This is a genomic window from Leisingera sp. ABM4_101, assembly GCF_056158725.1.
Window position 1 is genome coordinate 870,732 of the sequence record NZ_JBSWTV010000002.1, and the last position, 23,369, is coordinate 894,100.

The following is a 23,369-nucleotide window of genomic DNA, read 5'->3' on the forward strand; positions in this document are numbered from 1 at the left end:
ATCCCGCATAAAGGACCAAACCCATGGCTCCCAAAGTACTCATCTCCGACAAACTGTCCGAGGCCGCCGTCCAGATCTTCCGCGACCGCGGCATCGACGTCGATTTCCTGCCCGACGTGGGCAAGGATAAGGACAAGCTGGCCGAAATCATCGGCCAGTATGACGGCCTCGCCATCCGCTCCGCCACCAAAGTGACGGAAAAGATCCTCGAGAATGCCGAAAACCTCAAGGTGATCGGCCGGGCCGGCATCGGCACCGACAACATCGACAAGGAAGCCGCCTCCAAGCGCGGCGTCATTGTGATGAACACCCCCTTCGGCAACATGATCACCACCGCCGAACACGCGATTGCGATGATGTTCGCGGTTGCCCGCCAGCTGCCGGAGGCCTCCGCCTCCACCCATGACGGCAAATGGGAAAAGTCCAAGTTCATGGGCGTCGAGCTGACCAGCAAGACCCTGGGCGTGATTGGCGCCGGCAATATCGGCGGCATCGTCTGCGACCGTGCCCGCGGCCTCAAGATGAAGGTGATTGCTTATGATCCCTTCCTCAGCACCGATAAGGCCGACAAGATGGGTGTCGAAAAGGTCGAACTGGACGAGCTCTTGGCGCGTGCCGACTTCATCACCCTGCATGTGCCACTGACCGACCAGACCCGCAACATCCTGTCCAAGGAGAACCTGGAAAAGACCAAGAAGGGTGTGCGTATCATCAACTGCGCCCGCGGCGGCCTGGTGGACGAGGGCGCGCTGGCGGAACTGCTGACCTCCGGCCATGTGGCAGGCGCCGCCTTTGACGTCTTCTCGGTTGAGCCGGCCAAGGAAAACGCCCTCTTCGGCCTGCCGAACGTGGTCTGCACCCCGCACCTGGGCGCCGCCACCACCGAGGCGCAGGAAAACGTCGCCCTGCAGGTGGCCGAGCAGATGTCCAACTACCTCTTGACCGGCGCGGTTGAAAACGCGCTCAACATGCCCAGCGTCACGGCTGAGGAAGCCAAGGTCATGGGCCCCTGGATCAAGCTGGCCGACCACCTGGGCAGCTTTGTGGGCCAGATGACCGATGAGCCGATCAAGGCGATCAACATCCTCTACGACGGTGTCGCCGCAGGCATGAACCTGGACGCGCTGAACTGCGCGGTTGTTGCCGGCATCATGAAACGCTCCAACCCGGAGGTGAACCTGGTCTCCGCACCTGTGGTCGCCAAGGAGCGCGGCGTTCAGATCTCCACCACCAACCAGGACAAATCCGGCTCCTTTGACGGCTACATCAAGGTGACCGCGGTGACGTCCAAGCGCGAACGCTCGGTTGCGGGCACGGTGTTCTCCGACGGCAAGCCGCGGTTTATCCAGATCAAAGGCATCAACATTGAGGCGGATGTGGGCGCTCATATGCTCTATACCACCAACGAGGACGTGCCCGGCATCATCGGCACCCTTGGCCATACCTTGGGCGGCCACGGCGTCAATATCGCCAACTTCACTCTGGGCCGGTCCGAGGCCGGCGGCGAAGCCATCGCGCTGCTCTACGTGGATGAGCCGGTCCCGGCCGAGGCCCGCGCCCAGCTGGCGGAAACCGGCCTGTTCAACCAGATCAAGCCGCTGGAGTTCGACGTCGCCTGAGTGCGGCCGGGTCAAGCGCTGAACATGTAAATGGTTCAATCGGAAACGCCGCCCGTCTATAAGGGCGGCGTTTTCTTCACTTGCGCTGCCTTCCCGGCAAAGGATCCTGATATGACCAGCCCTATCTACGCCATCGGCGACATCCACGGCCAGCTCGCCATGCTCGAAGACGCGCTGCAGCGGATCGAGGCCGACGGCGGCGCGGACGCCCGCATTGTCTTCCTCGGCGATTATACCGACCGCGGCCCGGACAGCCGCGGCGTGATCGAACGGCTGATGCAGGGCCAGTCCGAGGGCCGCAACTGGATCTGCCTCAAGGGCAACCACGACCGCATGTTTGAATGGTTCATGGAGGACACGCCCCGCCATGACCCGCACTTGCTGATCGGCTACCACTGGCTGCATGAGCGGATCGGCGGGGTTGAGACCCTGGCCAGCTACGGCCTGACCTTCGAAGACCGCACCCGGCTCGACGATTTGCACGCCAGGGCCAAGCAAGTGATTCCGGCGCCGCACGCCGAATTCCTGCGCAGTCTTCCGGCAATGCACGAGACGCCGGAGCTCGCCTTTGTGCACGCCGGGATACGTCCCGGAGTGCCACTTGCCCAGCAGCATGAGAATGACCTGGTCTGGATCCGGCAGCCGTTCCACGATCACACCGGCGCGCATCCGAAGCTGATCGTGCATGGCCATACGCCCGTGGACAAGCCCAGCCACTATGGCAACCGCATCAACCTCGACAGCGGCGCCGGCTACGGCCGCCCGCTCACCGCGGCGGTGTTCGAAGGCCGCGATTGCTGGCTGCTGACCGAAGCGGGCAGGGTGCCGCTAGAACTCTGATCCGCCTGTTCATCTTTCTGGAAATACTCTGGGGGTGAGGGTCGTCCCGGAAATGATCCGGGGGATCATTTCAGACCCGAACGGGCGAAGCCCAGCCGGAAGGCGCGAGGGGGCAAAGCCCCCTTAACGTGGCTTTACGTCCAGTCCAGCACCACCTTGCCGCTGGAGCCTGATTTCATCGCGGCAAAGCCTTCGGCGAACTCATCAACACCGAACCGGTGGGTGATCACCCGGCTCACATCCAGCCCGTTCTGAAGCATCGCAATCATCTTGTACCAGGTCTCGAACATCTCGCGCCCGTAGACCCCCTTGATGGTGATCGCCTTGAACACGATGCGGCTCCAATCCACCGGCGATTTGCCCGGCGGAATGCCCAGCAGGGCAATCTTGCCGCCCATCACCAGCGCCTCTACCATCTGGTCCAGCGCCGCCTGATTGCCGGACATCTCCAGCCCGACGTCAAACCCTTGTTTCAGGCCCAACTCGTGCACCACATCCTGCAGGTCTTCCTGCGCCACGTTCACCGCGCGCACCGCCGGCACCACATGTTCCGCCAGCGCCAGCCGGTCCGGGTTGATGTCGGTGATCACCACATGCCGCGCGCCGGCATGTTTCGCCACCGCCGCCGCCATGATGCCAATGGGCCCGGCGCCAGTGATCAGCACATCCTCGCCCAACAGGTCAAAGCTCAGCGCCGTATGCACCGCGTTGCCCAGCGGGTCGAGAATGGCGCCAATCTCATCCGGGATATCCTCCGGCAGCGGCACCACGTTGAAGGCCGGCAGTTTCAGATACTGGGCAAAGGCGCCCTGCTCATTCACCCCGATGCCGCGGGTGCCCGGGTCCAGATGGAACTTGCCGGCCCGGCTCTGGCGCGAGTTGGTCTTGATCAGATGCCCCTCGCCGGAGCAGCGCTGGCCGACCTGCAGATCCTCCACATTGCGGCCGATCTCGACAATCTCGCCGGCAAACTCATGGCCGGTGATCATCGGCACCGGCACGGTGTGGGACGCCCATTCGTCCCAGTTCCAGATGTGGATGTCAGTGCCGCAGATACCGGTCTTCCTGACCTTGATCAGCACCTCGTCGGGGCCGATCTCCGGCACCGGCGCCTGCACCATCCACAGGCCTTCCTTGGGATGGCTTTTCTCCAGCGCCTTCATCGTGTTCGGACGGCTCATCAGATCACTCCCAGTTCCTTGCCAACCTTGCCGAATGCCGCCAGCGCGCGGTCCAGCTCTTCCTTGGTGAGCGCCGCATTCATCTGCGTCCGGATCCGCGCCTGGCCGCGCGGCACCACCGGGAAAAAGAAGCCGGAGACATAGACGCCCTCGTCAAACAGCCGCGCTGCCATATCCTGCGCCAGCTGCGCCTCGCCCAGCATCACCGGGATGATTGGATGCTCACCCGGCAGCAGGTCAAAGCCCAAGCCTTCCAGCCCCGCGCGCCAGTATTGTGCATTCTCGAACAGCTGCGCCCGCAGCCCGTCCCCTTCTTCCACCAGCCGGATCGCCTCCAGCCCGGCAGCAACAATCGATGGCGGCAGCGAATTGGAGAACAAATAGGGCCGCGCCCGCTGCCGCAGCAGGTCGATCACTGGCTGCGGCCCGGCGATATAACCGCCGATGGCCCCCCCAAGTGCTTTGCCCAATGTCCCGGTGACGATATCCACGTCCACTCCGAAGTGCTCCGGCGTGCCAGCCCCCGTCGCCCCCATGAACCCGGTGGCGTGGCAGTCATCCACCATCACAACCGCATCGTATTTGTCCGCCAGCGCCCGGATTTCCGGCAGCTTGGCCAGATAGCCGTCCATCGAGAACACGCCGTCGGTGGCGATCATGATATGCCGCGCGCCATCCTCGCGGGCCTGTTTCAGCCAGGCCTCGAGATCGTTCATATCGCTGTTCAGGTAGCGGTAGCGCTTGGCCTTGCACAGCCGGATGCCGTCGATGATCGAGGCATGGTTCAGGCTGTCGGAGATGATCGCATCCTCCGGCCCCAAGAGCGGCTCGAACAAACCGCCGTTGGCGTCGAAACAGGCCGCAAACAGGATCGCGTCATCCTTGCCCAGGAACTTGGCCAGCCTTTGCTCCAGCTCCCGGTGAATGTCCTGGGTGCCGCAGATGAAGCGCACCGACGCCATGCCGAACCCCTTCGGCTCCATCGCGTCCTTGGCCGCCTGGATCAGCGCCGGGTGGTCCGCCAGACCCAGATAGTTGTTGGCGCACAGGTTGATCACCTCGCGCCCGCCAACCGTGATCTCGCCCCCCTGCGGGGAGGTGATCATTCGCTCGCGCTTGTACAGCCCCTCGCCCTCGATCTGGGCCAGCGTGTTGGAGATGTCGGTCAGAAAAGCAGTGGACATGCGCAAACTCCCTTGGTGTCTCGAGTCGCGTGTCTAGCATAGCGGATGTGTTTCCGGAATACAGGATTTCATCATTGCGGAAAAAAATCCGTCAAACTGGATGCGGCAGGTGAAAATCCGCCAAACCGGACTATCTGCCCCTGCATCAGGGAGGGCACGGGATGGCCGGAGTCACAGGAATTGGCGGGGTATTCATCAAGGCACGCGGCGATGCCAGGGCGCTGGCAAAGTGGTACAGCGACCATCTGGGGCTGGACCTGCAGGAATTCGGCGGCGCAGTCCTGAACTGGCAGGACGACACCGCAGAGGACGGCGGCCTCACCGTCTGGAGCACTGCCGATGCGGACGGCACCTGGTTTGCCCCCAGCACCGCCGGTTTCATGATCAACTACCGGATCGACGATATGGACGGGATGATCGCACAGCTCACGGACGCAGATATTGCCATCCTGAAAGGCCCGGACACCCATGAGAACGGCCCCTTCGCCTGGATCATGGACCCGGAAGGCAACAAGGTGGAGCTGTGGGAGCCGAAGCTCTGGGATGAGAAGAACAAGGGCTGACGCCGGCCCAAAAGAAAACGCGGCCCCCTTTCGGGAGCCGCGCTTCCAATCAGCAAAGCTGTCTGGCTTACACCAGTTCCAGGTTCACCGCCAACTCGCGGCCGTCACGGCCGGGCTCGATGTCGAAGGTGACTTTCTGGTTGTCTGCCAGGCCGGTCAGGCCGGAACGCTCAACAGCGGAAATGTGCACGAACACATCTTTGCTGCCGCCCTCGGGCGCGATGAAGCCGTAGCCTTTGGTGGTGTTGAACCATTTTACGGTGCCGGTGGCCATATCCGTAGTCTCCTAGAGTTTTTGCTGCCCGCGGAAGTGCGGCAGCCTGGCGTAGTCGGTCTGGATCGAGAGACTGAAAGCGCCGGTAAACGGGAGACAGTGGATCGACAAGAATAACGTTAGCGGTCCACATATGGGCCGGACCCCCGAGTTGTTCAAGGGGAATGTGCATAAAAGGCACAAGGTGGGGATTTCCTGCCGATGGATGCCGTTTCCGAATTTCATGAAAGGGCCTGGCCCTCCAGGCATGGGGCGCAGTCCCAAGAGCAGGGGGGGAAACCGGCTGTTATCCTTGGAAAATTCTCAGCCTTCGAAGCGCCGCTCATGCCATGGCTGGCAGGAACGTAAGTACCGCAAGATATGCTGCTGCAACGAGGATCAAAACAGCAGTGGATGAGAGACCGAGATAAAAGAGAGGCTCACTAAGGCAAAAGGGCGAGAAGATTCCGAGCAAGTCTATGACCACAAGCGGCAGATATGCCGTCGAACCAATCAACACATACAGTACATCTTTTAGGCCAAAATTCTTGCTACGCATTCTTCACGATCAGAAACACCCGCGCAGGCCCCTCGGGCGCGGTGATCGAATGCGCCACATCGGCGGCATAGCGGGCGGTGTCGCCGGCCTGCAGCTGGTCCCTGGCATTGCCGGAACTCACCGCGATCTCGCCTTCCAGCACCGTCAGCTGCTCCACCGCGCCGCGGGTGTGGGGCTGGCTGACCAGCGCGCCGCCCTGGTCGAAACGGATGTCATAGACCTCATGCCCCCCGGCCTCTTCCGGCGGCGACAGGATGCGGATGCGGCAGCCCTGGCCCATGTTCTCGATCTTGGGCACGTCGCTCGCGCGCAGCACCTCGATCCGGTCCTGCATGTCGCCCGCTTCCAGCAGCCCGGCAAAATCCACCTGCAGTGCGCGCGTCAGGTTCCACAGCGTCGCAATGGTGGGGGAGCTTTCGCCGCGCTCGATCTGGCTCACCATCGAGCGGCTGACGCCCGACAGGTTCGCCACCGCCTCCAGGCTCAGGCCCTGGGCGCGGCGCGCCTCCTTCAGGCGGGCGGGCAGCAGGGTCAGGATATCGTCTGTGTTTTCCGTCATGACGGATTCTCTGCGCCGGCGGGGCGGATTTGTCAAATGCTCTGGCAAAACGCGGATGCTGCGCCGCGGCGGTGCACAGGGGGTGTACAAGCGGTGCACGGGTGGTGACGCAGCGTTTCAATGACGGCACGTCCGGGCAGACAGGCCCATGCTGCGGGTGCATAGTGGCGCTGGACCTGAGGAGGAATGAGACAATGACCGACATCGTGATCCTGGACGGCGCCCGCACCGCCATCGGCACTTTCGGCGGCGCCTTGGCGGGCACGGCCCCCATCGACCTGGCTGCCACCGTCTCCAAGGCAGCACTTGAACGCTCCGGGGTGGAGGGCGGCCAGATCGGCCATGTGGTGTTCGGCCACATCATCAACACCGAACCCCGCGACATGTATCTGAGCCGGGTTGCGGCGATGCAGGCAGGCGTCCCGGACGTGGTGCCGGCAATGAATGTGAACCGCCTCTGCGGCTCCGGCGTGCAGGCAATTGTCTCGGCTTATCAATCGCTTGCCCTTGGCGACGCAGAGTTCGCCCTGGCGGGCGGGGCTGAGAACATGTCGCGCAGCCCCTATATCCTCCAGCAAAGCCGCTGGGGCGCCAAGATGGGCGATGTGAAGTCGCTCGACATGATGCTGGGCGCGCTGAACTGCCCGTTCGGCACCGGCCATATGGGCGTGACAGCAGAGAATGTCGCCGATGAGCACGGCATTACCCGCGAACAGATGGACGCATTTGCCCTCACCAGCCAGACCCGTGCCGCAGCGGCGATTGAGGCCGGGTATTTCAAGTCCCAGGTCACGCCAGTTGAGGTGAAGGTGAAGCGCGATCTGGTGCCGTTCGAAGTGGACGAGCACCCCAAAGCCACCACCCCGGAGGCGCTGGCGGGCCTGCGCGCGGTGTTCCAGAAGGACGGCCGGGTAACTGCCGGAAATGCCAGCGGAATTAACGATGGCGCCGCCGCCATGGTGCTGGCCACGGCAGCCGCGGCAGAACGGGCCGGGCTGAAACCCAAGGCACGGATTCTGGGCTATGCCCATGCCGGGGTAAGGCCGGAGGTGATGGGTATCGGCCCTGTGCCTGCCGTGCGCAGCCTGCTGGAGAAAACCGGCCTGTCCGCGGGCGATTTCGATGTGATCGAATCCAACGAGGCTTTTGCGTCTCAGGCGCTGGCGGTCAACAAGGAGCTGGGGCTGGATCCGGCCAAGGTGAACCCCAACGGCGGCGCCATCGCGCTGGGCCACCCGGTGGGCGCCACTGGTGCCATTATCACTTTGAAAACGCTGTATGAACTGGAACGGACCGGCGGCTCAAAGGGGTTGATCACAATGTGCATCGGTGGCGGTCAAGGCATCGCGATAGCGATTGAGCGCCTATAACAAAAGCGGGGCAGGGGAAGTCCCCTGCTCGTCACGCGGGGCGGCTCAGGCGGCTGAACAGTATTGGTCGATCAAATTCAGCAACTGGCCCGGAGTGACGGGCTTGGATGCAAAACCATTCATGCCCAGATCCTTGACCACAGCATCATCGTGATAGCTCACATCAGCTGTGACTGCGACAATCGGCACGCCCTTTGGCGGATCAGCCGGTGCGGAACGGATCCGCCGTGCGGCCTCGATGCCGGATACCCGGGGCATGTGAAGGTCCATGAGAACCAGACCGAATTCGTTCGGTGAGCTGGTTAGAATGTCGATGCTTTCCTGCCCGTCCTCGGCAATCTCCACATCCACGCCCAGTGCCACGATGATCTCGCGCATCATGTACCGGGTAAACTCGTCGTTCTCAACAAGCAGGACTTTTCGTGGGTTGTTCATCAGCTTGTTCCGCTATTGTTTCGGTTGGGATCAGAAACACAAACTCTGTGGCAAAACCGTTCGTGGGGTGTTCGAGAATATCCAATGAGCCCCCCATCAACTCCGCAATTTCCGAGGAAATAGCCAGGCCAAGCCCGCTGCCATCATGCTGCCGTTTCAGCCCGTGGTCAACTTGGCTGAAGCGTTCGAAAATCATCTTACGGGTGTTTTGCGGAATTCCTATACCGGTGTCTCTGACAGAAACCGCAATTGATACCGGTTGATCTGAAGTGTTTTCCCCGCGTTGTTCGATGCTGATGGCGATTTCCCCGTGACTCGTGAATTTCGCGGCATTGTCGGTCAGGTTGCCTACAACTTGTGACAGCCGTGCCCCATCCAGGAGGTAATGTTCAGCCAGGTTGCTATGCAGGTGCAGCGTGACGTTGACACAATCGCCTTTCCCGCGCCGGTGGACCGCAGCGCGTGTGGTCTCCAGCCAGTGGTTTGAAAGTGTCCGCATGTCAGTCCGGACCGGCCTGACCTCAACTGCCTTCGCCTCCAGGCGGGCAGCTTCCAGCGTATTTGTCAGCATTTCCAGAAGGTTCTGCCCAGCGGCGAGTGCAGTACGCGCGTGCTGACGTGTCTTCGGGGGATTCTCCTGCATGATCTCGATAAGGTGCAAGATACCCAGTATTGCATTCAATGGGGTGCGGATCTCGTGGCTTACAGTGGTCAGAAACGCAGTCCGGATGGACAGGGCTTCCCGTGCGGCATTCTCCGCTTGTTTGCGCTCGTGAACCTCGGTTTCCAGCGCTGCAAGATGATGCAGGATACGTGCTTCATAGTCATTGAACGCACCGGTGATTTTGTCCAGTTCGTCGGGCTTTTCAGGCGCCCTTCTTTGCAGGCGAAGATTATGGTGAGCTGGTGCGGCGGCTGCAGCATCAATATGATGTGCAATTTTACGCAAATGCCGTGCAATCATGAGGTGAAAAAGCAGCAGCAGCCCAAGGGCGCCCAGATAAGCCTTGGCAATGTTAGATGCCAGGGTCGTCCATAGCTGTGACCAGATTCGCTGGTTTATTGTGCTGAAATCGAGAGAAAACCTCAGCACACCTACCTGATGCGCTGTTCCCTGCGGCTCGGTGTAGATCAGCGGAAAGATTTCCTGGTATTGTCCTGGCTCCGGTTCGCCCAGATGCCATGCATGACCCGTGGGTGCATCAAGCGCCACTGCCTTGATAAAGTCGCTGGCGGTAACGCCCTCCAGAATGGCCTGGACAATCTCCAGGTTGAATTCCCAAAGACCTCTGGAAAGGGGATCTGCCAGTGTTTCCTCGACAAGCTGAAGGCCTGCGACGGCATCGCGCTTTTGCGACGCGTAGCTGAAGTACAGCTGCAGCCCGGTTGCGAAGACCGACAGCACGGAGCTGATAATAAGAGACGCAACCACAAGCCGGAGGCTGAGGCGGCTTTGAAAGAAGAAAGACCGCATCATCAACGCCTAGCGCGGGTTCCGGCGGCGGGCAATTCCGTCACACCTTAAATCTGCAATCTATGCGGGAGTGTTGTCGAATTCCGCCACAGGCCATAGCGCGCGCTGACCGCCCGTTTGCCGCAGCGCCGCAATCATTCAAGCCAATAGCGCAATAGCGGCAAAGAGCGCCGCGCCGCCGGCTGCACCCAGGGCGGCTGGAACAACCCAGCTGTGCGGGCTGCGGACAGGGGTTCCGTTTTGTGCGGCTTGTGCGATCAGCGCCTGCTCCACCAATGCGGGCAGGCGGGGACCGAAGCGGGCCATGACTTTGGCAGTCTCCAGCAGGTCGGAGGCCACAGCGCGCGGGCCGATGGACTTTTTGATGTAATCCTCGACCACCGGACGGGCGGCTTCCCAGATGTTGATATGCGGATCGAGCGAACGCGCGACCCCCTCGACCACCACCATGGTGCGCTGCAGCAGGATCAGCTCGGTGCGGGTTTCCATGCCGAAACGTTCAGTGACTTCAAACAGATAATTCAGCAGCCGCCCCATGGAGATCTGCGAGGCGTCCATACCGAAGATCGGCTCCCCCACCGCGCGCAGGGCGCGGGCGAATTCATCGACGTCGCGGTTGGCGGGCACATAACCTGCCTCGAAATGCACCTCGGCCACGCGTTTGTAGTCGCGCTTGATGAAGCCATAGAGGATCTCGGCGTAGACCCGGCGGGTGTATTCGTCGATGTGGCCCATGATGCCGAAGTCATAGGCGATGATGTCGCCATTGCTTGCCACCTTGAGGTTGCCCTGGTGCATATCAGCGTGGAAGAAACCGTCGCGCAGCGCGTGGCGCAGGAACAATGACAGCACCCGGTCGGCCAGGATCTTGCGGTCGTGGCCTGCCGCATCCAGCGCGTCATTGTCGCCAAGCGCGATGCCGTCGGCCCAGCCCATGGTCATCACCCGGCGGGCGGAATAGGCCCAGCGGATTTCCGGCAGCTGGAAGCCTTCGTCTTTGGCGGTGTTGGCGGCAAATTCCGAAGCCGCGGCGCTTTCCAGCCGCAGGTCCAGCTCACCCTGCACAACGCCGTCGAAATGTTCGATCACGTCCATCGGCTTGAGGCGCCGGGCCGCGGGGGCGAACAGGTCGACAATGCGGGCGGCGAAATAGAAGGCGTCCACATCTTTGTTGAAGGCGCGTTCGATGCCGGGGCGCAGCACTTTGACGGCGACCTCCTCGCCGGTCTCGGCCAGCGTTGCGCGGTGGACCTGCGCGATGGAGGCTGCAGCCACCGGATCGCTGAAATCCGAGAAGATTTCCGAGGCCGGGCGGCCCAGTTCCTTTTCCACCTCAGCCAGCGCCTCGGCGCGGGAGAACGGCGGCAGCTTGTCCTGCAGGACGCGCAGCTGCTTGGCCAGATCCTTGCCCACCACATCGGGCCGGGTCGAAAGCACCTGTCCGAACTTGATATAGGCCGGCCCCAGCGCGTTCAGCGCCCGGGTTTCCGGCGGCATCGCCGGATCGCCCTTGTAGCCCAGCCATTTGAACGGCCAGCCTAAGGCCCGGGCCAGCATCCGCAGGGGTTTGGGCGCCTCGAACGCCTCCAGCACCGAATGCATGGCGCCGGTGCGCTCGAAAGTGGCGCCTGTGCGGATCAGGCGCAGGATATTATGAGGGCCGCGCATGGGTCAGATCTTCCAGCCGGAATGCAAGGCTGCGATGCCCATCGACAGGTTGCGGTATTTGGCGTTCCCGAACCCTGCCTGTTTCACCATGCCCAGGAAGGTCTCCTGATCCGGGAAGTTGCGGATCAATTCCACCAGATACTGGTAGCTTTCGTAATCACCCGCAATCATCTGCCCCATCCGCGGGATCACGTTGAAGGAATAAAGGTCATAAAGCTTCTGCAGCCCGTCATTCGGCAACTGCGAGAATTCCAGCACCATCAGGCGCCCGCCGGGGCGCAGCACCCGGTAGGCTTCGTTCAGCGCCTCCTGCGGGCGGGTCACATTCCGTATGCCGAAGGAGATCGTGTAGACGTCAAAGGTGTTGTCCTTGAACGGCAGCTTCATCGCATCGCCGGTGACCCAATCAAGGCTGTCGGCCATCTGCTCGGCCTCGGCGCGTTTGCGGCCCTCTTCCAGCATTGGGCGGGTGAGGTCCAGTACGGTAGAATGGCCATGGCCTGCGCGTTTCAGGAAGCGGAAGGAGATGTCGCCGGTGCCGCCTGCCACATCCAGGAGGCGCTGGCCGGGGCGCGGCGCCAGCCAGTCCATCATCGCGTCCTTCCAGACCCGGTGGATGCCGACGCTCATCACATCGTTCATGATGTCGTACTTCGAGGCGACCGAGTTGAAGACCCCCTGCACGCGGCCTGCCTTCTCCTCCTCGCGGACGGTTTCAAACCCGAAATGGGTGGTGTTGTCGCTCGTTTTGCTCATCAGGCTTGCCGTTTGCTGAGTTTCGCCCTTGTTATAAGGCGCTGTGGGGCAGGCACAATGCGGCCCGTTGGTTCAGGAGGGGTGTAATGCCAGAATTGCCCGAGGTCGAGACGGTGAAACGCGGTTTGGCGCCTGCGATGGAGGGGGCGGTGATCACAAAGGCGTCCGTGAACCGCCCGGATCTGCGCTGGCCGTTTCCGGAAAGGATGGCAGAGCGGCTGACCGGGGCAAAGGTCAATGCGCTGCGGCGGCGGTCGAAATACATCCTGGCCGATCTCGACACAGATGAGACTCTGCTCATTCACCTCGGCATGTCGGGACGTATGACGGTGTCTGGCGATCCGCTGGGGCAGTTTGCCCATGAGCACCCGCAGGCGGAAAAGCACGACCATGTGGTGCTGGACATGGACAACGGCGCCCGCATCACCTTCAACGATCCGCGCCGGTTCGGGGCGATGGATCTGCTGGAAACCGCGACGGCCGAATCCCACAAGCTCCTGTCGGTGCTGGGGCCGGAGCCCTTGGGCAATGATTTCCACGAGGATCACCTGGTGGCTGCCTTCAAGGGGCGTAACACGCCGGTGAAATCCGCATTACTGGATCAGGAAATCATTGCAGGTCTCGGTAACATCTACGTCTGCGAAGCACTGTTCCGTGCGGGAATTTCGCCACGCCGCAAAGCCGGGCAGATTGCCGCGCATCGGGTGGCGGCGCTGGTGCCGATCATCCGCCAGGTGCTGCAGGATGCCATCCGCGCGGGCGGCTCATCGCTCAAGGATTTCAGGCAAGCCTCTGGTGAACTTGGATATTTTCAGCACAGTTTTGATGCTTACGGGCGCGAGGGTGAATCGTGCCGGCGCGAAGGTTGCGCCGGGTCAATTGCCAGAATCACCCAATCGGGGCGCTCCACCTTCTACTGTGTAAAGTGCCAAAGATAGCTTGATCAGAAGGACCCTTTTGGTAAGGACTCAGGACTGAACGGAACAACCGAAAGAGAAATCATGGCCTACGAGACGATCAACGTCGATGTGCAGGACCACGTTTGCCTTATCAAGCTGAACCGCCCGGAGGCGATGAACGCTCTCAACAAGGAGCTCATTGGCGAGCTCTGCGATGCTTTGGAAGAGGCCGATGCCAGCGACAAGGTGCGCTGCATTGTCCTGACCGGTTCGGAGAAGGCCTTTGCTGCCGGTGCCGACATCAAGGAGATGTCGGAGCTGAGCTTTACCGAAGTGTTTTCCACCAATCTGTTTGCCGATGCCAATGACCGCATCTCAGCAATCCGCAAGCCGGTCATTGCGGCTGTTGCAGGCTATGCGCTGGGCGGCGGATGCGAGCTGGCAATGCTCTGCGATTTCATCATTGCTGCAGAGACCGCCAAATTCGGCCAGCCTGAAATCAATCTGGGTGTTGTTGCGGGCATTGGGGGCACCCAGCGCCTAACCCGTTTCGTGGGTAAGTCCAAATCGATGGACATGAACCTGACGGGCCGCTTCATGAACGCCGAGGAAGCCGAGCGGGCAGGGCTTGTCTCGCGTGTGGTTCCGGCAAAGAAACTGATCGAAGAAGCCACTGCGGCGGCTCATAAGATCGCTGAAAAATCCCTGCTGACCGCGATGGCGGTCAAGGAAGCGGTGAACCGCTCTTATGAGCTGCCGCTGAGCGAGGGCTTGCTGTTTGAGCGCCGGGTGTTCCACTCGATGTTTGCGACCGAGGATCAGAAAGAGGGCATGGCCGCATTCCTGGAAAAGCGCGAGGCGCAGTTCCGCGACAAGTGAGGCCCGTCTCGGAAACTGTCCGGGGGATGGTTTCTGGGCGGAACAGGCAGAGCCCCAGGCCCGGCCTGTTACAGAAGATACGAAACGGCGGGCCGCCCGGCCCGCCGTTTTGCTTTCCGGGCCGGCGCCCTTGCAATTCTGCACGGAGTTGGGTAAACGCCGCCCTCATACATGCGCGTGCAGCCCGCTTTGGCTAAAATCACACCGGTGGCTGATCCGGGGCTGGCTGGCATTGCGTCCGATAGAAACAGAACCCGAAGATAAGGTTAGACACCATGGCAAATTCGCCCCAGGCCAAGAAGCGCGCACGTCAGAACGAAAAGCGCTTTGCCGTTAACAAAGCCCGTCGTTCGCGCATCCGCACCTACCTGCGTAAAGTTGAAGAAGCCATCGCGTCCGGCGACAAGGAAGCTGCAACCGCTGCTCTGCGCGCGGCTCAGCCCGAACTGATGCGCGGCGTCACCAAGGGTGTGTATCACAAAAACACCGCTTCCCGCAAAATCTCCCGCCTGTCCGCACGCGTGAAGGCGCTGGGTTGAGATTCGCTCCGCTGAGCAGGCTCACGGGCCAGTGAAAAGTTGTCAGGGCGCTGCAGATTGCAGCGCCTTGTTTTTTGGGGAAAGCCTAGGCGGAGTTCTGCAGGCGCGAGAGATTCTTTGCGGCCAAAGACAGAGTCAACATCATAGTTTCGTTGCTGCCGCCCCCCTCAAATTGCTACCAATAAGTCAGCGATTCACTCGCTGGGGGGACAGGCTGCTCGCGGCTATCTTGACGGGCATCAAGATGGTCAGGTTGTCCGGCACAGACGGCACTACGGTGCACGGATCTGGCCGGAATCCACTGCTGTATCGTTTTTGGACAGCAGCCTTGTCTCAATTGTGTGCGACACTGTTCGTAACGGCTGATCCGCCGCTTTCAGCGGCAGTTTTTGCTGTTCCAGACGAACGAGAAGCCTTCGGGCAATGCGGTCAGCAATGGTCCGCACACGATAACCCTGTGCGTGAACGGCCCCCGGGTGGTTGGGGGTAACGATAGAATTGGTCCGGCGAAATGGACCGCTGCTTTTTGGGGACGCGTGAGGCGCAGCATGACAGAAGAAAAATGGGGACAGCTCAGGAACCGGCTGTTGAAAACGGTTGGCCAGAACAACTTTACAACCTGGATTGAACCCCTGGAATTTGATGCCGTGGACAGCGGTGTGGCCGTATTCAAAGTGCCTACGAATTTCATGGGGAACTATGTCAGCCAGAACTTTGCAGACCTTATCCTGCATGAGCTGACCATGTCTGGCGAGCCAGTGCAGCGCCTGGCCTTCCGGGTCGCGGCCAACAGCCCCGCGCGCCCGGCAGAACCTGCCGCTGGGACTGAGGCCTATGGCAGCGCTGACGGCGATGCGGCCGTGATGACCGCGCCTGCGGCCTCTTCTTCGGGCAAAGACACCCTGGAGGCTCTGCAGGCCGCGCCGCTGGATCCGCGATTTACCTTCGACAGCTTTGTTGTCGGCAAGCCGAACGAGCTGGCGCATGCTGCTGCCCGCCGTGTCGGCGAGGGCGGTCCGGTGACCTTCAACCCGCTGGTTCTGTATGGCGGTGTGGGTCTGGGTAAGACCCACCTGATGCACGCCATTGCTTGGGAGCTGAAGGACAAGAACCCGCATCTGAACGTGTTGTATCTCTCCGCAGAGCAGTTCATGTACCGCTTTGTGCAGGCCTTGCGCGAGCGCAAGATGATGGACTTTAAGCACCTGTTCCGCTCGGTCGACGTGCTGATGGTGGATGACGTCCAGTTCATCGCGGGCAAGGATTCTACGCAGGAGGAATTCTTCCACACCTTCAACGCGCTGGTGGATCAGAACAAGCAGATCATCATCTCGGCCGACCGCGCCCCGGGGGAGATCAAGGACCTGGAGGACCGGGTGAAATCCCGCCTGCAGTGCGGTTTGGTGGTAGACTTGCATCCGACCGATTATGAGCTGCGTCTGGGCATCCTGCAGACCAAAGTACAGCAGCAGCGCGAGACCTACCCGGATCTGCGCATTGCCGACGGCGTGCTGGAGTTCCTGGCGCATCGGATCTCGACCAACGTGCGTGTGCTCGAGGGCGCGCTGACCCGGCTGTTCGCCTTTGCCTCGCTGGTCGGCCGCGAGATCGACATGGACCTGACCCAGGACTGCCTGGCAGATGTGCTGCGCGCCTCTGAGCGCAAGATCACCGTCGAGGAGATCCAGCGCAAGGTGTCGGAGTACTACAATATCCGCATGTCCGACATCATCGGCCCAAAGCGCCTGCGTTCTTATGCGCGCCCGCGCCAGGTGGCGATGTATCTGTGCAAGCAGCTGACCAGCCGCAGCCTGCCGGAAATCGGCCGCCGCTTTGGCGGGCGCGACCACACCACCGTGATGCATGGCGTCAAGCGCATTGAGGAGCTGAAGCTCACCGACGGGCAGATCGCCGAAGACGTGGAAATGCTGCGCCGGTCCTTGGAAGCCTGACGCGCATCCGCACCCCAAAATATGACTTGCGGCTCCGGTTTCCGGAGCCGTTTTTTGTTGCGTTGGCGTTACCCATAACACCGCTGAATGCCCGGTATCACAGAAAACGAAGTTTCAAGCCGCGCAAAACCGGTCATAACGGCGCCCTGCACAGGAGCGCCGCATGACTCAGCAAACCCCTGAAAACATGGACACCCCCCGCGGGCTGGCCTTTGCCATCACCGCCTATCTGCTGTGGGGGTTCCTGCCGCTCTACATGAAGGCGCTATCGCATATCCCTGCAGCTGAGATTGTCACCCACCGGGTGATCTGGTCGGTGCCGGTGGCGGGGGCGCTGCTGATTATCCTGCGCCGGACCAAGGATCTGCAAGCGGCGCTGAAGAACCCGCGGATGCTGGGCATGGCCTGCATCACTGCGGCGCTGATCTCCGTCAACTGGGGGATCTATGTTTGGTCCATCGCTGCAGGACGCGCGCTGGATGCCGCGCTTGGCTACTACATCAACCCGCTTTTCAGCATTGCTCTGGGTGCCCTGCTGCTCCGCGAGCCGCTCAGCAAGGCGCAGCTGGCAGCTGTTGCCATGGCGGCAGCTGCGGTGGTTGTGCTGACGCTGGAGGCGGGCCGGGTGCCCTGGGTTGCGGTTGGCCTGACCTTCACCTGGGGGTTCTACGCTTTCTTCAAGAAGTCGCTGCCGATCGGCCCCAATCAGGGTTTCCTGCTGGAGGTGCTGATTCTGCTGCCCCCCGCGCTGGGATATTTCGCCTATCTCACCGCGACCGGCAGCAGCAATTTCGGCGTCTCTTTTTCAGACACTGCGCTGTTCTTGGGCTGCGGCGTGGTCACCGCGGTGCCGCTCATTGTCTATGCCAATGGGGCAAAGCTGGTGCGGCTGTCGACGATGGGAATTCTGCAATACATTGCACCGACAATGATCATGCTAGCGGCAGTGCTGCTGTTCGGCGAGGAATTCGGGCGCGCCCGGATGATTGCCTTCCCAATGATCTGGGCGGCGCTGGTGATCTACACCGTGCCGATGCTGCGGCAGATGCGAAAACGGCCGGGTTAGAGCCTGATTACTCGCCCGCGGGCGCGTCCTCAACCACACCCACCACCGGTCCCATCATGAAGCCGGCATCGCTGCGTCCCAGCTGCGGCGCGTGCAGGCGCGAGATATTACCGTCGAAGTAGAGCGCATTTGGCAGCTTCAGGTGATCGCGGAACAGGCTGCCGAACTGGTGGAAGGTCACCGCGTTGCGCGAAATGGCAAAGACCACCCGGCTGCCATCCGCTGAGGTGCCAACGCCGTTGCGCACATAATAGCTGTCCGAATCGGGCAGGAAACGCGGATGCAATTCGCCATCAATCACCAGCATCGGCCCGGATTGAGTGGCATACGCGCAGGGCGGGGCGGATTTTTCAAAGACCAGCGTTTCAAACACATCGGCCCGGCCCTTGCGGATGCAGAACACCCCATTGGGCAGCAGGCCGAAATTGCCGGGGCCTGCATTGGTCACCAGCCGCATCTCCTGATCGCCGTCCTCAACGTAGAGGCCAACGGGGGAGCGGTCGGCGTGATACATGCCGGCATTTGTGGCAAAGACCAGGGCCTTGCCGTCCGCCGCCAGTGCTTCATTCAGTGTAGAGAAATGGCCATAAACCTGGCCCTCGCCATCGCGCAGAAACAGCCGAAGCTGCTCATGCGACGCATCCACCTCGCAGATCGAATACCGGTTGCCGCCGTAGGCCGCATCGCTGCACTCGACCGCGCCTGCCGCCGGAGCGGCCCACAGCGCGGCCAGCAGCAATCCGGCCCGGCGGATCACTCTTCCACGTCGCGGCGCACCGCGTCCTGCGACAGCATCCGGCGGGTGTCATCCATCTGGTCGAAAGTCTCGTCCAGCCGGAAGCGCAGATCGGGGGTGAACTTCAGCCCCAGCTTCTTGCCGACACTGCGGCGCAGCTCGGCCTTATTGCGGGCCAGCAGTTTCAGCACGTCCTCCTGCCCCTTGCCGCCCAGCGGCAGCACAAAGGCGGTGGCGATTTTCAGATCCGGGGAGGTGCGCACTTCGCCCACGGTGATCGACATGCGGTTCAGGTCCGGGTCATGTACATCGCCGCGCGCCAGCACTTCGGAGAGAGTGCGGCGGATCAGTTCGCCGACGCGAAGCTGGCGCTGCGAAGGCCCGGGGCCGTCATGGAATTTATTCTTAGCCATATTCCCGATCTATGCCGGATCGCAGCCTTTGCCAAGCGCTGCCCGGCACTGTAGGACAAATCCAGCTTGAACAAGGGAATTGGCCAATGACTCATAAACCAGGGATCGTGATCACCGGCGCATCGGGCCGTATGGGGCAGATGCTGATCAAAACGGTGCTGGAAAGCGATAAGGCCACGCTGGCAGGCGCGGTCGAGCGCGAGGGCCACGGCTGGGTCGGCCGCGACGTGGGCGAAGCAATGGGCGGCGCGCCGGTTGGTGTCACCGTGACCGCGGATGCACTGGAAGCTTTCTCCAAGGCACAGGCGGTGATCGACTTCACCGCGCCCGAGGCAACGCTGGCCTTTTCCAAGCTCGCAGCCCAGGCCCGTGCGGTGCATGTGATCGGCACCACCGGCATGAGTGATGAGCAGATCGCCCAGCTGGAGCCGACCTCCCGCCACGCGGTGATTGTGCGCGCGGGTAACATGAGCCTCGGCGTCAACCTCCTGACCCAGCTGACCAAAAAGGTCGCGGCAGCTCTGGACGAGGATTTCGACATCGAGGTGATCGAAGCCCATCACCACCACAAGGTCGATGCGCCCTCCGGCACCGCGCTGATGCTGGGTGAGGCTGCCGCTGAAGGCCGCGGTGTTAAACTGGCGGATGTGCGCGATTCCGGCCGCGACGGTATCATCGGCGCCCGCAAACGCGGCGACATCGGCTTTACCGCTATCCGCGGCGGCGACATCGTGGGCGAGCATGACGTGCTGTTTGCCGCCGCAGGCGAGCGAATCGTGCTGCGCCACCTGGCCACCGACCGCGCGATCTTTGCCCGCGGTGCACTGAAAGCCGCGCTTTGGGGGCAGGACAAGAGGCCGGGCCAGTACGACATGGTGGACGTACTGGGACTCTGAACTGTAGAAAGCGGCCCTCAAGGGGCGCTGCCTCCGGCGGGAGTATTTCAGCAAAAGAGAACCACGGTTTCTTCTTTGTCTAAAACACTCTGGGGGTGAGCAGGCATTGCCTGCGAGGGGGGCGACGCCCCATGACCATCGCCTAGAAGTCGATGGCGATGCCCTTTTTCTCCCAATCGCCGTAGCGCGCGGGGTCAGGGCCGTCGCGGCCGCCCAGCTCTTTGGGGCGCGGTTCCTGCGCTTCTGCAGCCTTGCGGCGTTCCTCAGCCTCGGCCAGGGCGCGCCGGGCAGCAGGCGGCAGGTCTTTTTTCACAGGCACTGTCTCGTCGCTCATCGCGGGTTCCTTTATCCTTCGGCCATGATATACGCCCCTGTCCCGCGCGCACAAGGCGTGCCCCAAGGAGTTGCCCCATGTCCGATGCCAACCACGCCCGCCGCACTGCGGTCTACTTGCTGGATCAGGTGCTGGGAGAGGGGCGGCTGTTGGCGGAATGCTATGCTGCCGGAGCGCTGGAGAAGCTGGCACCAGAGGATCGCGCCCGCGCACAGCGGCTGGCCGTGGAGACACTGCGCAGTCTGGAGCGCGCTGACCGGGTTCTGAAAAAGCACTTGAAGAAATCTCCGCCGCTGACGGTCATGAATGTCTTGCGGCTGGGAACGGTGGAGCTCTGTTCCGGCGCCGCGGCGCATGGGGTGGTCAATGCGATGGTGGCAATTATCTCCAAACACCGCCGCCATGGGCAGCTCAAGGGGATGGTCAATGCGGTACTGCGCAGGGTGGCTGAAGCAGGGCCGGCGGAATGGGCCAAGCTGCGCACGCCGCGCCTGCCGAACTGGATCCGGAAACCCTTGGTCCAGGCCTGGGGCGCAGAAGCGATGCTGGGCATTGAGGCTGCGCATCTCGCTGGCGCGCCGCTGGATATCACAGGCAAGCCCGGTGCAGACCTTGCTGCACTTGGCGGTGAAATGCTGCCAACCGGCTCTGTCAAACTCGCCAATGCAGGCCAGGTTTCCGCTCTGCCAGGCTATACAGCTGGCGATTGGTGGGTGCAGGACGCTGCTGCGGCATTGCCTGCCCGCATTCTGAATGTTCAGCCCGATGAACACGTGCTGGAACTATGCGCGGCACCGGGCGGCAAGACCATGCAGATGTCGGCCACAGGCGCCAAGGTCACGGCTGTTGATGTTTCGGAGGGCCGGGTTGCCCGGCTTAGGGAAAACCTGGAGCGCACGGGGTTGCGAGCGGAGCTGATCGTAGGGGATGCGCTGGCGCAGACCGGCCAGTATGACGCCGTGCTGCTGGACGCGCCTTGCTCCGCGACCGGCACCATTCGCCGCCACCCTGACCTGCCGCAGGCCAAGGATGGCAGTGAGTTCGGAGGGCTGATCGAGCTGCAGGCGCAGATGCTGGCCCATGCCTGGAGTCTGTTGAAACCCGGCGGGCGGCTGATGTTCTGCACCTGCTCGCTGCTGCCGGATGAAGGCGAATGCCAGGTCGAGGACGCGCTGGACATGTTTCCGGAGATGGCAGCAGACCGCGAGGCGCTGCTGGTGCCCGGTGTGGAGCCAGACTGGATCACCGAGGAAGGCGGCCTGCGCCTGCGCCCGGATTACTGGCCGGAGCGCGGCGGTATGGACGGTTTCTACATGGCCCTTTTGCGCAAATCCGCGTGACCCCGGGGCGTCCCCGGCATTCGCCGGTGACTTGAGCCGCACCCCGCGCTATGCTCCTGCCAAAACGCCCTGGCAAACCCGGCGTGAGGCAACAGAGCATGTCCACTTATGACAGAATGGCAGGCCGCGGCACCCGGCTGCTGAACCGGTATTACGCCTGGCGCGCGCGCAGCCAGCCGGCTGCGACCGGTTTTGTCTCGCAGCCCGAGCCGCGCACCATCGGCAGTTTTGCCCGCGGGCGGCAGCTGGTGGCGGGCAACCTTTTGTTTGCGGGCTACCTGGTCGAATCGCCGGATACCGGCCTGTGGGAAGTCGCGGCTCCAGATGCCGCCTTTGATGCGGAGCGGCACGGGTTTGCCTGGCTCGACGATCTGGCGGCTGTTGGGGATTTCAAGGCGCGGCTCAAGGCGCAGAAATGGGTCTGGGGCTGGATAGAACAGCACGGGCGCGGCAGCGGGCTGGGCTGGCTCCCGGATCTGACCGGACGCCGGGTGATCCGCTGGATCAACCACGCCCTGTTCCTGCTGAGCGGCAAAGAGAAAGACGAAACCGAGGCCTTCTATGGCTCGTTGGCGCAGCAGACCTGGTATCTGGCACAGCGCTGGCAGGGGGCCGCTCCTGGGTTGCCAAGGTTCGAGGCGTTGTGCGGCTTGATCTATGCGGGGCTTGCCCTGCAGGGCAGGGAGGAACTGGCAGATCCGGCAGTCCGGGCGCTGGCGATGGAGTGTGAAACCCAGATCGACGGGCAGGGCGGCTTGCCGACCCGCAACCCGGAAGAGCTGCTGGAAGTGTTCACCCTTCTGACCTGGGCGGCTGCGGCCCTGCATGAGGCCGGCCGTACCGTGCCGCCTGCCCACTTCGCTGCCATCGAACGGATTGCACCGACCCTGCGTACCCTGCGCCACAGCGACGGCGGGCTGGCGCGGTTTCATGGCGGCGGCCGCGGGCTGGAAGGGCGGCTGGACCACGCACTGGCGGCCAGCCATGTGGCGGAGCGCCATGCGGACGGGCTGGCAATGGGCTTTGCCCGGTTGTCTGCACGGCGCACTTCGGTGATTGTTGATGCATCGGCGCCACCCCAGGGCAAGGCTTCTTATAACGGCCATGCATCTACCCTGGCGTTCGAACTGACATCCGGCCGGCGGCCCTTGGTCGTGAACTGCGGGTCCGGTGAAACTTTCGGTGTGGAATGGCGCCGGGCCGGACGGGCGACGCCGTCGCACACGACGCTGTGCATTGAAGGGCATTCCAGCGCCCGTTTGTCCGCGCCGCACCGGACGACGGGCCATGAAGAGCTGATTGAGGCTCCGGATGACGTTCCGTTGGAACTGAGCGATCTTGCGGACGGCTTCCGGTTTCAGGGTGGCCATAATGGCTATGCGGCTCACTTCGGGCTGACACATGCCCGTTCGCTGGATCTGTCCTTTGACGGCCGTTCCCTGGCTGGGGAGGACATGCTGCTGGCGCTGGAAGACCCGGCAAAGCGCCGCTTTGACAAGGCCAGCGCAAGTAATCCGGATGGCGGTGTCGGCTTTGACATCCGTCTGCATCTGCATCCGGAAGTGGACGCAGCCCTTGACTTGGGCGGCGCGGCAGTATCCATGGCGCTCAAGAGCGGGGAAATCTGGGTGTTCCGCCATGACGGGCACTGCCAATTGCGGCTGGAGCCAAGCGTTTTCCTGGAAAAGACCCGCTTGAAGCCGCGTGCGGCAAAGCAGATCGTTTTATCCGGGCGGGCGATGGGATATGCCACCCGCGTCCGGTGGACGCTCAGCAAGGCGCAGGAGACTGCAGTTGCCGTGCGAGACCTGAACCGGGACGAACCCGAGACGTTTGACTGAGCCTTTAAAAGGA

Annotated in this window: 23 protein-coding genes; 12 read left to right on the forward strand and 11 right to left on the reverse strand. The window is 62.2% G+C overall.

Annotated features, from left to right (window positions below):
- Positions 1-23 precede the first annotated feature (23 nt).
- On the forward strand, positions 24-1,619 hold the full coding sequence (serA, locus tag ACXAEK_RS05250) for a phosphoglycerate dehydrogenase (RefSeq protein ID WP_475040269.1): 1,596 nt from the start codon (positions 24-26) through the stop codon (positions 1,617-1,619).
- 111 nt (positions 1,620-1,730) lie between these two features.
- Positions 1,731-2,459, forward strand: coding sequence for a metallophosphoesterase family protein (locus tag ACXAEK_RS05255; protein WP_475040270.1), 729 nt, complete (start codon positions 1,731-1,733; stop codon positions 2,457-2,459).
- 134 nt (positions 2,460-2,593) lie between these two features.
- Here the strand turns inward: ACXAEK_RS05255 and tdh are convergent, their stop codons facing one another.
- Together tdh and ACXAEK_RS05265 are read right to left on the reverse strand one after the other, a co-directional pair.
- Positions 2,594-3,622 carry an L-threonine 3-dehydrogenase gene (tdh, locus tag ACXAEK_RS05260; protein ID WP_475045198.1) on the reverse strand — a complete coding sequence of 343 codons (1,029 nt, stop codon included), beginning with the start codon at positions 3,620-3,622 and terminating at the stop codon, positions 2,594-2,596.
- A gap of 17 nt (positions 3,623-3,639) precedes the next feature.
- A complete protein-coding gene (locus ACXAEK_RS05265; protein ID WP_475040271.1) occupies positions 3,640-4,824 on the reverse strand; it encodes a glycine C-acetyltransferase in 1,185 nt (394 codons plus the stop codon).
- A 161-nt stretch (positions 4,825-4,985) separates the two neighbouring features.
- Here ACXAEK_RS05265 and ACXAEK_RS05270 point away from each other — a divergent pair, with 161 nt between their 5' ends.
- Entirely contained in the window at positions 4,986-5,387 is a 402-nt protein-coding gene (locus tag ACXAEK_RS05270; RefSeq protein ID WP_475040272.1) for a VOC family protein, read from the forward strand.
- Positions 5,388-5,454: 67 nt separating this feature from the next.
- Here ACXAEK_RS05270 and ACXAEK_RS05275 read toward each other — a convergent pair whose 3' ends face one another.
- Entirely contained in the window at positions 5,455-5,661 is a 207-nt protein-coding gene (locus ACXAEK_RS05275) for a cold-shock protein (RefSeq protein ID WP_475040273.1), read from the reverse strand.
- A 530-nt stretch (positions 5,662-6,191) separates the two neighbouring features.
- Entirely contained in the window at positions 6,192-6,758 is a 567-nt protein-coding gene (locus ACXAEK_RS05280; protein WP_039147698.1) for a helix-turn-helix domain-containing protein, read from the reverse strand.
- A 194-nt stretch (positions 6,759-6,952) separates the two neighbouring features.
- On the opposite strand from ACXAEK_RS05280, the gene ACXAEK_RS05285 reads away from it, so the two are divergent.
- The gene (locus tag ACXAEK_RS05285) at positions 6,953-8,128 is read left to right on the forward strand and encodes an acetyl-CoA C-acyltransferase family protein (protein WP_475040274.1); all 1,176 of its coding nucleotides are present in this window, start codon (positions 6,953-6,955) and stop codon (positions 8,126-8,128) included.
- A gap of 45 nt (positions 8,129-8,173) precedes the next feature.
- Here the strand turns inward: ACXAEK_RS05285 and ACXAEK_RS05290 are convergent, their stop codons facing one another.
- From ACXAEK_RS05290 to ubiE, 4 genes are all read right to left on the reverse strand, one after another.
- Positions 8,174-8,563 (reverse strand): response regulator, encoded by a 390-nt coding sequence (locus ACXAEK_RS05290; protein ID WP_475040275.1) that lies wholly within the window; start codon positions 8,561-8,563, stop codon positions 8,174-8,176.
- A complete protein-coding gene (locus ACXAEK_RS05295; protein WP_475040276.1) occupies positions 8,532-10,037 on the reverse strand; it encodes an ATP-binding protein in 1,506 nt (501 codons plus the stop codon). Before ACXAEK_RS05295 ends, ACXAEK_RS05290 begins: the two co-directional genes overlap by 32 nt.
- A gap of 138 nt (positions 10,038-10,175) precedes the next feature.
- A complete protein-coding gene (ubiB, locus tag ACXAEK_RS05300; RefSeq protein WP_475040277.1) occupies positions 10,176-11,705 on the reverse strand; it encodes a 2-polyprenylphenol 6-hydroxylase in 1,530 nt (509 codons plus the stop codon).
- A 3-nt stretch (positions 11,706-11,708) separates the two neighbouring features.
- Complete coding sequence (ubiE, locus tag ACXAEK_RS05305; protein ID WP_475040278.1) at positions 11,709-12,461, reverse strand: bifunctional demethylmenaquinone methyltransferase/2-methoxy-6-polyprenyl-1,4-benzoquinol methylase UbiE; 753 nt, start codon at positions 12,459-12,461, stop codon at positions 11,709-11,711.
- 86 nt (positions 12,462-12,547) lie between these two features.
- On the opposite strand from ubiE, the gene mutM reads away from it, so the two are divergent.
- From mutM to rarD, 5 genes are all read left to right on the forward strand, one after another.
- Positions 12,548-13,399 (forward strand): bifunctional DNA-formamidopyrimidine glycosylase/DNA-(apurinic or apyrimidinic site) lyase, encoded by an 852-nt coding sequence (gene mutM, locus ACXAEK_RS05310; RefSeq protein WP_475040279.1) that lies wholly within the window; start codon positions 12,548-12,550, stop codon positions 13,397-13,399.
- A gap of 63 nt (positions 13,400-13,462) precedes the next feature.
- A complete protein-coding gene (locus ACXAEK_RS05315) occupies positions 13,463-14,239 on the forward strand; it encodes an enoyl-CoA hydratase (protein WP_475040280.1) in 777 nt (258 codons plus the stop codon).
- Between the two features lie 275 nt (positions 14,240-14,514).
- Entirely contained in the window at positions 14,515-14,778 is a 264-nt protein-coding gene (gene rpsT, locus ACXAEK_RS05320; RefSeq protein ID WP_475034080.1) for a 30S ribosomal protein S20, read from the forward strand.
- Positions 14,779-15,326: 548 nt separating this feature from the next.
- Positions 15,327-16,730: a chromosomal replication initiator protein DnaA gene (gene dnaA / locus ACXAEK_RS05325; RefSeq protein WP_475040281.1), complete on the forward strand. Its 1,404-nt coding sequence runs from the start codon at positions 15,327-15,329 to the stop codon at positions 16,728-16,730.
- Between the two features lie 163 nt (positions 16,731-16,893).
- Positions 16,894-17,796, forward strand: a complete 903-nt coding sequence (gene rarD, locus ACXAEK_RS05330) for an EamA family transporter RarD (RefSeq protein WP_475040282.1) — start codon at positions 16,894-16,896, stop codon at positions 17,794-17,796.
- A gap of 7 nt (positions 17,797-17,803) precedes the next feature.
- Here rarD and ACXAEK_RS05335 read toward each other — a convergent pair whose 3' ends face one another.
- Positions 17,804-18,553 carry a phosphodiester glycosidase family protein gene (locus tag ACXAEK_RS05335; protein WP_475040283.1) on the reverse strand — a complete coding sequence of 250 codons (750 nt, stop codon included), beginning with the start codon at positions 18,551-18,553 and terminating at the stop codon, positions 17,804-17,806.
- The gene (gene rbfA / locus ACXAEK_RS05340; RefSeq protein ID WP_039162831.1) at positions 18,550-18,945 is read right to left on the reverse strand and encodes a 30S ribosome-binding factor RbfA; all 396 of its coding nucleotides are present in this window, start codon (positions 18,943-18,945) and stop codon (positions 18,550-18,552) included. The genes ACXAEK_RS05335 and rbfA overlap by 4 nt, the downstream gene beginning before the upstream one ends.
- Before the next feature lie 86 nt (positions 18,946-19,031).
- On the opposite strand from rbfA, the gene dapB reads away from it, so the two are divergent.
- Positions 19,032-19,841 (forward strand): 4-hydroxy-tetrahydrodipicolinate reductase, encoded by an 810-nt coding sequence (gene dapB, locus ACXAEK_RS05345; RefSeq protein WP_475040284.1) that lies wholly within the window; start codon positions 19,032-19,034, stop codon positions 19,839-19,841.
- A 142-nt stretch (positions 19,842-19,983) separates the two neighbouring features.
- Here the strand turns inward: dapB and ACXAEK_RS05350 are convergent, their stop codons facing one another.
- Positions 19,984-20,175 (reverse strand): DUF1674 domain-containing protein, encoded by a 192-nt coding sequence (locus ACXAEK_RS05350; RefSeq protein WP_475040285.1) that lies wholly within the window; start codon positions 20,173-20,175, stop codon positions 19,984-19,986.
- Positions 20,176-20,252: 77 nt separating this feature from the next.
- On the opposite strand from ACXAEK_RS05350, the gene ACXAEK_RS05355 reads away from it, so the two are divergent.
- Both ACXAEK_RS05355 and ACXAEK_RS05360 read left to right on the forward strand, forming a co-directional pair.
- Complete coding sequence (locus ACXAEK_RS05355) at positions 20,253-21,515, forward strand: RsmB/NOP family class I SAM-dependent RNA methyltransferase (RefSeq protein ID WP_475040286.1); 1,263 nt, start codon at positions 20,253-20,255, stop codon at positions 21,513-21,515.
- A gap of 98 nt (positions 21,516-21,613) precedes the next feature.
- Positions 21,614-23,356: a heparinase II/III family protein gene (locus ACXAEK_RS05360; protein ID WP_475040287.1), complete on the forward strand. Its 1,743-nt coding sequence runs from the start codon at positions 21,614-21,616 to the stop codon at positions 23,354-23,356.
- Positions 23,357-23,369 lie beyond the last annotated feature (13 nt).